A 9,830-nucleotide genomic window follows, 5' to 3' on the forward strand; every position below is an offset into this window, starting at 1 on the left:
GCCACGGCCCGTGCGCGGACCGTGGCGGGACGGTTCGTGGCGGTTCGTGGCGGGCCTGGCCGTTCGCCGGCCGTACTCAGCCGAGCCGGTGCATCCAGCCGTGGAGGTCGGGCGTGACGCCCCGCTGGATGTCGAGCAGCGCCTTGCGCAGCTTCATGGTGACCTCGCCGGGCTGGCCGCCGGACTGCGTCCACTCGCCGCCGGCCGACTTGACGGTGCCGATCGGGGTGATCACCGCGGCCGTACCGCAGGCGAAGACCTCCGTGAGGGTGCCGTTCTCGGTGTCGCGGCGCCAGTCGTCCTTGGAGATACGGCCCGCCTCGGAGGTGTAGCCGAGGTCGCCGGCGAGCTTGAGGAGCGAGTCACGGGTGATCCCCGCCAGCAGGGAGCCGGTGAGCTCCGGGGTGACGATGCGGTCGCCGTACACGAAGTACAGGTTCATCCCGCCCAGTTCCTCGACCCAGCGGTGCTCGACCGCGTCGAGGTAGGCCACCTGGGCGCACCCCTTCTCGGCCGCCTCGGCCTGGGCGAGCAGGGAGGCGGCGTAGTTGCCGCCGGTCTTGGCGTCGCCGATGCCGCCGGGGACGGCGCGGACGTAGTTCTCCGAGAGCCAGACCGAGACGGGCTTCACGCCACCGGGGAAGTACGCGCCGGCGGGCGAGGCGATGACCAGGAACAGGTACTCGTTGGCCGGGCGCACACCGAGGCCGACCTCGGTCGCGAACATGAACGGGCGCAGATAGAGGGAGTCCTCGCCGCCGTGCGCGGGGACCCACGCCTTGTCCTGCTGGACCAGCGCGTCGCACGCCGCGATGAAGGTCTCGGTGGGCAGCTCCGGCATGGCGAGGCGGCGGGCCGAGCCCTGGAAGCGGGCGGCGTTGGCCTCGGGGCGGAAGGTGGCGACCGAGCCGTCGGGCAGCCGGTACGCCTTGAGCCCTTCGAAGATCTCCTGCGCGTAGTGCAGGGTCATGTTGGCCGGGTCCAGCGAGAGCGGACCGTAGGGGACGAGCTGCGCGTCGTGCCAGCCCCGGCCCTCGGTCCACCGGATCGTCACCATGTGGTCGGTGAAGTGGCGGCCGAAGCCGGGATCGGCCAGCAGCGCCTCGCGTTCCGCGTCGGACAGCGGGTGCGAGGAGGGCTTCAGTTCGATCGTCGGCGCGTTCGTGGGCGTGGTCATGAATACTCGTCCTTCACGTTTGGGTGTGACGGACCGCGCTCACGCCGCTACTGCTGATAGGACGTCCGAGCATTCCCGCATGCCGCGGCCCACAGCGATTATCGCTCGGGCAGGGTGGCGCGGGAAATGGGGGTGAGTGCGATCCGGGAACTGATGTCGGTACCCGGTGGCCGCACGCACGGCGCAGCCGCCGGGTTCCGGTGGACCCGACGGCTGCGACAAGGAGTCGACGGGTCAGCTCGCTACGCGTACCGCGAGCGCGTCGCCGATCTCGTCGGTGGTGCGCGGGGACGCCGTACCGCCGCGCCCGGCGAGGTCGGCCGCGACGGCCTCCTCGACCCGGACGGCCTCGGCGTCGAAGCCGAGGTGCCTCAGCAGCAGGGCGACGGAGAGGACGGTGGCCGTGGGGTCGGCCTTGCCCTGGCCCGCGATGTCCGGGGCCGATCCGTGGACCGGCTCGAACATGGACGGGAACGTACGGTCCGGATTGATGTTCGCGGACGCGGCCAGGCCGATACCGCCGGTCACGGCGGCGGCGAGGTCGGTGAGGATGTCACCGAAGAGGTTGTCGGTGACGATCACGTCGAAGCGGTCCGGCTGGGTGACGAAGAAGATCGTCGCGGCGTCGACGTGCAGGTAGTCGGTGGTGACCTCGGGGTACTCCTGGCCCACCCGGTCGAAGATGTTCTTCCACATGTGGCCCGCGTAGACGAGGACGTTGTTCTTGTGGACCAGCGTCAGCTTCTTGCGGGGACGGGAGTTCGCCCGCTCGTACGCGTCACGGACGACCCGCTCGACGCCGTACGCCGTGTTGAGGCTGACCTCGGTGGCCACCTCGGCGGGCGTACCGGTGCGCAGGGAGCCGCCGTTGCCCGTGTACGGGCCCTCGGTGCCCTCGCGGACGACGACGAAGTCGATGTCCGGGCGGCCGGCCAGCGGCGTGTCCGTGTTGGGGAAGAGCTTCGACGGGCGCAGGTTCACGTAGTGGTCGAAGGCGAAGCGCAGCTTGAGCAGCAGCCCGCGCTCCAGGACGCCGGAGGGCACGGAGGGGTCACCGATCGCGCCGAGGAGGATGGCGTCGTGCCCCTTCAGGGCCTCCAGCTCCGTGTCGGGGAGGGTTTCCCCGGTACGGTGCCAGCGCCGTGCGCCGAGGTCGTACTCCTTGGTCTCCAGCTTCACATCCTGCGGGAGTACCGCACTCAGGACCTTGAGGCCCTGAGCCACGACCTCCTGGCCGATGCCGTCACCGGGGATCACTGCGAGATTGAGGCTGCGAGACATGACGGCACCCTACTCCGCGTCCCAGTGCCTGACACGATGCGTCCATTCTGTGGACACATTGCGAATCGGCCGCCCTTTGTACGCCTTTGCTCCACGTATCCGCCACCGGCCGGTGTCACCGTCGGTCCATGGACACTCCCCGCGTCGGGATTCCCGACTCCCTCGCCTCCCGTATGACCATGCCGGAGCAGCACGAGTACTTGCGGGCGTGGAAGCGACGACCCTCCCGACGCGGGCTGCTGCGCGCCGGGACCGTGGCCGCGTCCACCGTGGCGGGCGCCGGACTGCTGGGCGCCAGCGCCGCCACCGCCGAGCCCGCGGCGTCCGCGGCCGGCTTCCTGCCGTCGTCGGCGGCCACCCGGGTGGACGGGGCGCTGGTGGCCCCGTTCGGCCGCCATCTGGCCTTCGGCGCGGACCCGAGGACCATGATGTCGGTCTCCTGGCAGGTGCCGCTGCCGGTGAAGGACCCGTATCTGCGGGTGGGGCTGGAGCCCTGGGACCTGAGCCGGCGGATCAGGGCGGAGGTACGGCCGCTGCACACGCCGTCGCTCTCGGCGAAGCTGCCCGCCGTGGACCAGTACTACCTGCATGTCTCGCTGGAGCGGCTGCGCCCCGGCACGACGTACTACTACGGCGTCGGCCACAGCGGATTCGACCCGGCGGACGGGCGCAACCTCGGGACGGTCGGCAGCTTCCGGACGGCTCCCGACCGCGCAGGGTCGTTCGTCTTCACGGCCTTCGGCGACCAGGGCGTCTCGTACGACGCGCTCGCCAACGACCAGGTGATCCTGGGTCAGAACCCGGTCTTCCATCTGCACGCGGGGGACATCTGCTACGCGGACAGCAGCGGCCAGGGGCAGGCGGCGGACACCTACGACGCGCGGGTGTGGGACCAGTTCCTCGCGCAGACGGAGTCGGTGGCCTCGCGGGTGCCGTGGATGGTGACCACCGGCAACCACGACATGGAGGCCTGGTACTCCCCGCACGGCTACGGCGGGCAGAGCGCGCGCTGGAGCCTGCCGGGCGGCGGTCTCGACGCGGAGAAGTCGCCGGGCGTCTACTCCTTCAGGTACGGCAACGTCGGGGTGGTGGCGCTGGACGCCAACGACGTCTCGAACGAGATCCGCGCCAACACCGGGTACACGGACGGCGCCCAGACACGCTGGCTGGACCGGCGCCTGGGCGAGCTGCGCAAGGACGAGGACATCGACTTCGTCGTGGTGTTCTTCCACCACTGCGCCTTCTCCACGACGAACGCGCACGCCTCGGACGGCGGGGTGCGCGACGCGTGGGTGCCGCTCTTCGACAAGCACCGGGTGGACCTGGTGATCAACGGCCACAACCATGTGTACGAGCGGACGGACGCGCTGCGCGGCGGCGCCGTCGGGCGCACGGTGCCGATCGGCGAGTCCGTCAGCTCCGTACGGGACGGCATCGTGTACGTGACGGCGGGCGGCGCGGGCAAGGCGCTGTACGACTTCCCCGTGCCGGACAGTTACGAGGGCCATGTGGCCGACCTGGAGTCCGTCCCCACGTACCACTGGGCGAAGGGCGGCGCGAAGGCCGCCGAGACGGTGGAGTGGTCGCGCGTGCGCTACACCGGGTTCTCGTTCCTGGCGGTCGAGGTGGCGTCGGGGCCCCGGCCCTCGCTCAGGGTCTCGGCCCTCGCGGAGACGGGCCACCGGGTGGACCACTTCACGATCACCCGCTGACACCGCACCGCCGGGCCCGGCTCCCCCGCGCCGGGCTCAGTGCCCGGTCGCGCCGCCGTTGTCCCTCCGGTCGAGTGCCCGCTGGAGGGCGGCGGCGGCGTTCTTGCGCTCGGCCTCGCCGGTACGGGGGGTACGGCGGACACGGCGGCGGACAGTGGTCTCGGCCATGGTGATCGACTCCTTGAGATAGCTGAGCCACGCGGCAGGGCCACGTGAGGCATCTGCGAGGCGCCGGAAGGGGCGGGGGGCATACGCGGCAGGGGTTGCCTGCGTGGGGGCGCGTGCCGGCGGCCGCCATTCGCTGGATGGAGCGAGACGTTCGGCTCATTCCAAACTAAGCGAGGGTGGTCGGTCTGTCTTCATGATTACTCGGACTTCCTACTATCTGAGACGGTGGTCATCCGAGACGGTGGTCGTACGGCACCGCTTCCCCCGGTGGGAACCGTGCGGCGCGTGGTACGCCTCCGCGCACCGTGCCCCTCCCCCGGACCGGACCGCCGGGCCGGCCCGTCGCCGTTTCCGTGCTCCGGGTGGGGGAACCCGATGGCGCGGAGGTCGCTCATGGACGCACAGGCGCTGACGGACAAAGGACGCGGGACCGCGGAGCGGGCCGCCAACAGCAGGGCCATGGATGTGGCCGCCCGCTGGGGGTTCGCCGCGCGCGGGGTGATCTATCTGCTGATCGGGGCGCTCGCGCTGCGCGTCGCGTTCGGTGGCAGCGGGGGCGGGGGCGGTCAGCAGGCCGACCGGGGTGGCGCGCTCGCGGAGATCGGGGAGAAGCCGATGGGCTCCGTGCTGCTCTGGGCGCTCGGGGCCGGGCTCGTGGGGATGGCGCTGTGGCGGCTCTCCGAGGCTCTGTTCGGCGCGGCGGGGCCCGACGGGCGCAAGGCGGGCAAGCGGCTGCTTTCGGCGGGGCGCGCCGTCTTCTACGGGTTCACCGCCTACTCCGTGCTGGCGTTCGCCGTCGGTGAGCAGGGCAGCGGGAGCGGTTCGAGCGACCAGGAGTCCCGGGACGTGACGGCCAGGGCGCTGGAGCTGCCCGGCGGCCGGTGGATCGTGGGGATCGCCGGGGCGGCCATCGCGGCGGCGGGCCTGTGGATCGGCGTCCGCGCGGTGCTCCGTAAGTACCACAAGCATCTGAAGCTCGCCGAGATGTCGCGGCCGGCCCGGCGGTTCGTCGATGTGACGGGCGTCGGCGGCGGCTCGGCGCGCGGGGTCCTGTTCGCGGCGGCGGGGGTCTTCGTGGTGCTGGCGGCGGTCGCGTACGAGCCGGACCGGGCGAAGGGGTTCGACGACACGCTGCGCTCGTTCACCGAGACCCCGGCGGGGCCCTGGCTGCTGGCGCTGGTCGCGGTGGGGCTGATGCTGTTCGGGCTCTTCTCCTGGGCGATGGCCCGCTGGCGCACGGTCTGACGTACGGCGCGTACCCGCGTACCCGCGTACCCGGCGCGGCGGGCATGACGCCGCCCTCGTACCGGAGGGGTGTGGTGACCGGTACGAGGGCGGGATCCAGGAGGGGCCGCGGGGCGCGGTGGCCCCGGGGCGTCAGCCCATGTGCGGGTAGCGGTAGTCCGTCGGCGGGACCAGCGTCTCCTTGATGGCGCGGGTCAGCGTCCAGCGCATCAGGTTCTGCGGGGCGCCCGCCTTGTCATTGGTGCCGGAGGCCCGGCCGCCGCCGAAGGGCTGCTGGCCGACGACCGCGCCGGTCGACTTGTCGTTGATGTAGAAGTTGCCCGCGGCGTAGCGCAGCTTCTCCATCGCGTGCGCGGCGGCGGCGCGGTCGCCCGCGATGACCGAGCCGGTCAGGGCGTACGCCGAGACGGACTCCATCTGGTCGAGCACGGCGTCGTAGTCGGCGTCGTCGTAGACGTGCACCGCGAGGATCGGGCCGAAGTACTCGGTCGTGAAGACCTCGTTCTCGGGGTCGGTGCAGACGATGACGGTGGGCCGGACGAAGTAGCCGACGGAGTCGTCGTACGTGCCGCCCGCGACGATCGTGCAGCTCGGGTCGGCGGCGGCGCGGTCGATGGCGGCCTTGTTCTTGGCGAAGGCGCGCTCGTCGATGACGGCGCCGATGAAGTTGGTCAGGTCGGTGACGTCGCCCATGGCGATCCCGTCGACCTCGGCCGCGAACTCCTCCTGGAAGCCGTCGTTCCAGATCGAGGCGGGGACGTAGGCGCGCGAGGACGCGGAGCATTTCTGGCCCTGGTACTCGAAGGAGCCCCTGGTCAGCGCCGTCTTGAGGACGGCACGGTCGGCGCTCGGGTGGGCGACGACGAAGTCCTTGCCACCGGTCTCGCCGACGATGCGCGGGTAGGAGCGGTACGTCTCGATGTTGGCGCCGACCGTCTTCCACAGGTGCTGGAAGGTCCTGGTCGAGCCGGTGAAGTGGATGCCGGCCAGCTCGGGGTGGGTGAGGGCCACGTCGGAGACGGCGATGCCGTCGCCCGTCACGAGGTTGATGACGCCCTTGGGCAGCCCCGCCTCCTCCAGCAGCTCCATGAGCAGCACCGCGGCGAGGGTCTGCGTCGGGGACGGCTTCCAGACGACCACGTTGCCCATGAGGGCGGGCGCGGTGGGCAGGTTGCCGGCGATCGCGGAGAAGTTGAAGGGCGTGATCGCGTAGACGAAGCCTTCGAGGGGCCGGTGGTCGAGCCGGTTCCAGACGCCCGGGGAGTTGGCGGGCGGCTGCTCGGCGAGCAGGTCACGGGCGTACTTGACGTTGAAGCGCCAGAAGTCGACCAGCTCGCACGGACAGTCGATCTCGGCCTGCTGGGCCGTCTTGGACTGGCCGAGCATCGTCGCGGCGGCCAGCTTCTCGCGCCACGGTCCCGCGAGCAGCTCGGCGGCGCGCAGGATGATCGCGGCGCGGTCGTCGAACGCCATGGCGCGCCAGGCGGGGGCGGCGGCCAGCGCGGCGTCGACCGCGTCCTGGGCGTCCTGCCGGGTCGCGCCGGCGAACGTGCCCAGAACGGCTCCGTGGTTGTGCGGCTGGACGACGTCGACACGCTCGCCGCCGCCCATCCGCTTCACGCCACCGATGGTCATCGGCAGGTCGACGGGGTTATCGGCCAGCTCCTTGAGCCGGACCTCCAGCCGGGCCAGCTCGGGCGAGCCGGGGGCGTAGCCGTGCACCGGCTCGTTGACCGGCGCGGGAACCTGGGTCACAGCGTCCATGGGTGCCGCATCTCCTTCTGTCTGCAAGTCTGCTCTTCTTCGGCGGTCGGTGGGGCGCGTGGGGTCAGCCGCGGCTGACCAGCGAACGGAGGAAGAACGTGAGGTTGGCGGGGCGCTCGGCGAGGCGGCGCATGAAATATCCGTACCAGTCGGTGCCGTACGCGATGTAGACGCGCATCCGGTGCCCCTCGGCGGCGAGCCGGAACTGCTCGGCCTCCCGGATGCCGTACAGCATCTGGAACTCGTACTCGTCGAGCTTGCGCCCGGCGCGCCGGGCGAGGTCCTGGGCTATGGAGACGATGCGCGGGTCGTGGGTACCGACCATCGGGTACCCGGAGCCGTCCATCAGAATCCGCAGACAGCGGATGTACGCGCGGTCGACCTCGGTCCTGTCCTGGTAGGCGACGGACGCGGGCTCCTTGTACGCGCCCTTGACCAGGCGTACGCGCGAGCCGGCCGCGGCCAGGACGCGGCAGTCCTCCTCGGTGCGGAAGAGGTACGACTGGACGACGGCGCCGGTCGACGGGAAGCGCTCGCGCAGCTCGGCGTGGATGGCGAGCGTCGAGTCGAGGGTGGTGTGGTCCTCTGCGTCGAGGGTGACGGTGGTGCCGGCGGCGTCCGCCGCCTCGACGACGGCGGTGACGTTCTTCAGGGCGAGGTCGTGCCCGCCGGGCAGCGCCTGGCCGAAGGAGGAGAGCTTCACCGACATCTCGGCGCGGGGGCCCAGCTCCAGCGGTGCCAGGGCCTCGATCAGCCGCAGGTAGGCGTCGCGGGCGCCGATCGCCGCGGACGGGTCCGTGATGTCCTCGCCGAGGACGTCGAGCGTGATCTCCAGGCCCTGGTCGGCGAGGGACCGGACGACGGGCGTGGTCTCCTCGATGGACTCGCCCGCGATGAAACGGTTCACCACGGGCTTGGTGACCGGGGCGGCCGAAAGTGTGCGGCGCAGGGCGTCGCTGCGCGACGCGGCAAGGATCACGGGACCCAGCACAGGGACCTCCACGGTGGATCGAACGGTGCGGCAGGAAAACGGCAGGAGAACCACTGTGAAACCTAGAGATCGCTCCGATCCTCTGCCATCGACACCTGTCACGCATCCGTGGCCCGGATCTCAGACAGATGTCTGAAAGCGGTGGGAGAATGTCCGGGTGAAGGACGATTACCAGGAACTGGTCGACGAGATCTCGGCCCTGCTCGGCGTCCCGGCGACCCTGGAGAACCGGGACTTCGGACTGATCGCCTTCGGGGTGCACGACAGCGAGGACGACGCGGCGATGGACCCCGTCAGGACGCGTTCGATCCTGACCCGGCGGTCGACCCCCGCCGTCCGCGCCTGGTTCGAGGGCTTCGGCATCACCCACGCGTCGGGCCCCGTGCGGATCCCGGCGGCCCCGGACGCGGGGGTCTTCCGTGGCCGGATCTGTCTGCCCGTACGCCATCGGGGCCGGGTCCTCGGCTATGTCTGGCTGCTCGACGACTCCGACCCGGGGCCGGGCGCCGGGGCGCTCGCGGCGGCCATGGAGGTGACGGAGCGGATCGGCGAACTCCTCGCCGACGAGGCCAAGGCCGGTACCGACCTGGCCAGGGAGCTGCGGGCGGTCCTCGCCGCGGGCCCCGGCTGGCAGCGGGAGATGGCGGTGACCGCGCTGCGTACGGCGCTGGGCCCGAGCGCGGACGGGACGCATCTGCTGCTCTGCGTGGCGCCGTGGGGCGCGGAGGAGCCGCCGGTCCGTACGGTGCCGGGGACGGCGGCACTCTGCGTCCTGCCGCTCCCCGCGCCGCCCGGGGCGACCGCGGCCCGCGGCCCGGACGGCGGCGGGGCGCTGGCCCTGCTCGTACGGCTGCGCTCGGCGGACGCGGAGGCGCCCGTCCTGGCGGCCGCGGCGCGGCTGCGCGAGACGGCGGGCCCGGCCGGCGGGGCGGGGGTCTGCGCCCCGCGCCGGGGGCTGGCGGAGCTTCCGGACGCCTGGCGCGAGGCGGTGGCGGCGGCCCGCGCCTCGGTGGCCCAGCCCCGGCTCGGCCCGGTGGCGCGGTGGGCGTCGATGGGCGCGTACCGGCTGCTGACGGCGCTGCCCACGGCGCCCGACCCGGCGGTGCTGGCCCTGCTCTCCCCCGCCCACGCCGAACTGGCGCACACCGCCGAGGTCTTCCTCGACCACGCGGGCCAGGCGGGCCGTACGGCCTCGGCGCTCGGTATCCACCGGCAGACGCTCTACTACCGGCTCTCCCGGATCGAGCAGCTCACGGGCCTGGACCTGGACGAGGGCGAGGACCGGCTGCTGCTGCACATGGCGCTGAAGGCGGCGCGCCTGTGACCCGCTCCGGAGCGGGCGGTACGGGGGCGCAGGCGCCGCGGGAGCCGGCCCGGGGGACGGGCGAAGGGGCCCCGGGGGGGCCCCCCCGCCCCGCCGGGGGGGGGAGAAAAGGGGGGGGGCAGCCCCGGTGGTGAACCAACAGGGCCCGCACCCCCCCCCCAAGGCGGG

Annotated in this window: 8 protein-coding genes; 3 read left to right on the top strand and 5 right to left on the bottom strand. The window is 72.2% G+C overall.

What is annotated here, in order from left to right; all coding sequences use genetic code 11:
* Nucleotides 1-76 precede the first annotated feature (76 nt).
* A complete protein-coding gene (locus ACFXPK_RS23645) occupies nucleotides 77-1,177 on the bottom strand; it encodes a branched-chain amino acid aminotransferase (RefSeq protein WP_385078349.1) in 1,101 nt (366 codons plus the stop codon).
* A gap of 234 nt (nucleotides 1,178-1,411) precedes the next feature.
* Nucleotides 1,412-2,458: a 3-isopropylmalate dehydrogenase gene (locus ACFXPK_RS23650; protein ID WP_384993053.1), complete on the bottom strand. Its 1,047-nt coding sequence runs from the start codon at nucleotides 2,456-2,458 to the stop codon at nucleotides 1,412-1,414.
* A 128-nt stretch (nucleotides 2,459-2,586) separates the two neighbouring features.
* Here ACFXPK_RS23650 and ACFXPK_RS23655 point away from each other — a divergent pair, with 128 nt between their 5' ends.
* Complete coding sequence (locus ACFXPK_RS23655) at nucleotides 2,587-4,170, top strand: purple acid phosphatase family protein (RefSeq protein ID WP_384993056.1); 1,584 nt, start codon at nucleotides 2,587-2,589, stop codon at nucleotides 4,168-4,170.
* 36 nt (nucleotides 4,171-4,206) lie between these two features.
* Here the strand turns inward: ACFXPK_RS23655 and ACFXPK_RS23660 are convergent, their stop codons facing one another.
* Complete coding sequence (locus ACFXPK_RS23660; RefSeq protein ID WP_384993059.1) at nucleotides 4,207-4,338, bottom strand: hypothetical protein; 132 nt, start codon at nucleotides 4,336-4,338, stop codon at nucleotides 4,207-4,209.
* A 393-nt stretch (nucleotides 4,339-4,731) separates the two neighbouring features.
* Here ACFXPK_RS23660 and ACFXPK_RS23665 point away from each other — a divergent pair, with 393 nt between their 5' ends.
* Nucleotides 4,732-5,583 (top strand): DUF1206 domain-containing protein, encoded by an 852-nt coding sequence (locus ACFXPK_RS23665; protein ID WP_384993061.1) that lies wholly within the window; start codon nucleotides 4,732-4,734, stop codon nucleotides 5,581-5,583.
* Between the two features lie 132 nt (nucleotides 5,584-5,715).
* Here ACFXPK_RS23665 and pruA read toward each other — a convergent pair whose 3' ends face one another.
* Both pruA and ACFXPK_RS23675 read right to left on the bottom strand, forming a co-directional pair.
* Nucleotides 5,716-7,347, bottom strand: a complete 1,632-nt coding sequence (gene pruA / locus ACFXPK_RS23670) for an L-glutamate gamma-semialdehyde dehydrogenase (protein WP_385078353.1) — start codon at nucleotides 7,345-7,347, stop codon at nucleotides 5,716-5,718.
* 64 nt (nucleotides 7,348-7,411) lie between these two features.
* Entirely contained in the window at nucleotides 7,412-8,338 is a 927-nt protein-coding gene (locus tag ACFXPK_RS23675) for a proline dehydrogenase family protein (RefSeq protein WP_384993067.1), read from the bottom strand.
* A 157-nt stretch (nucleotides 8,339-8,495) separates the two neighbouring features.
* Here ACFXPK_RS23675 and ACFXPK_RS23680 point away from each other — a divergent pair, with 157 nt between their 5' ends.
* Nucleotides 8,496-9,662 (top strand): PucR family transcriptional regulator, encoded by a 1,167-nt coding sequence (locus tag ACFXPK_RS23680; RefSeq protein ID WP_384993070.1) that lies wholly within the window; start codon nucleotides 8,496-8,498, stop codon nucleotides 9,660-9,662.
* Nucleotides 9,663-9,830: the final 168 nt, after the last annotated feature.

Source organism: Streptomyces sp. NPDC059142 (genome assembly GCF_042755665.1).
Taxonomy (GTDB): Bacteria; Actinomycetota; Actinomycetes; order Streptomycetales; family Streptomycetaceae; genus Streptomyces.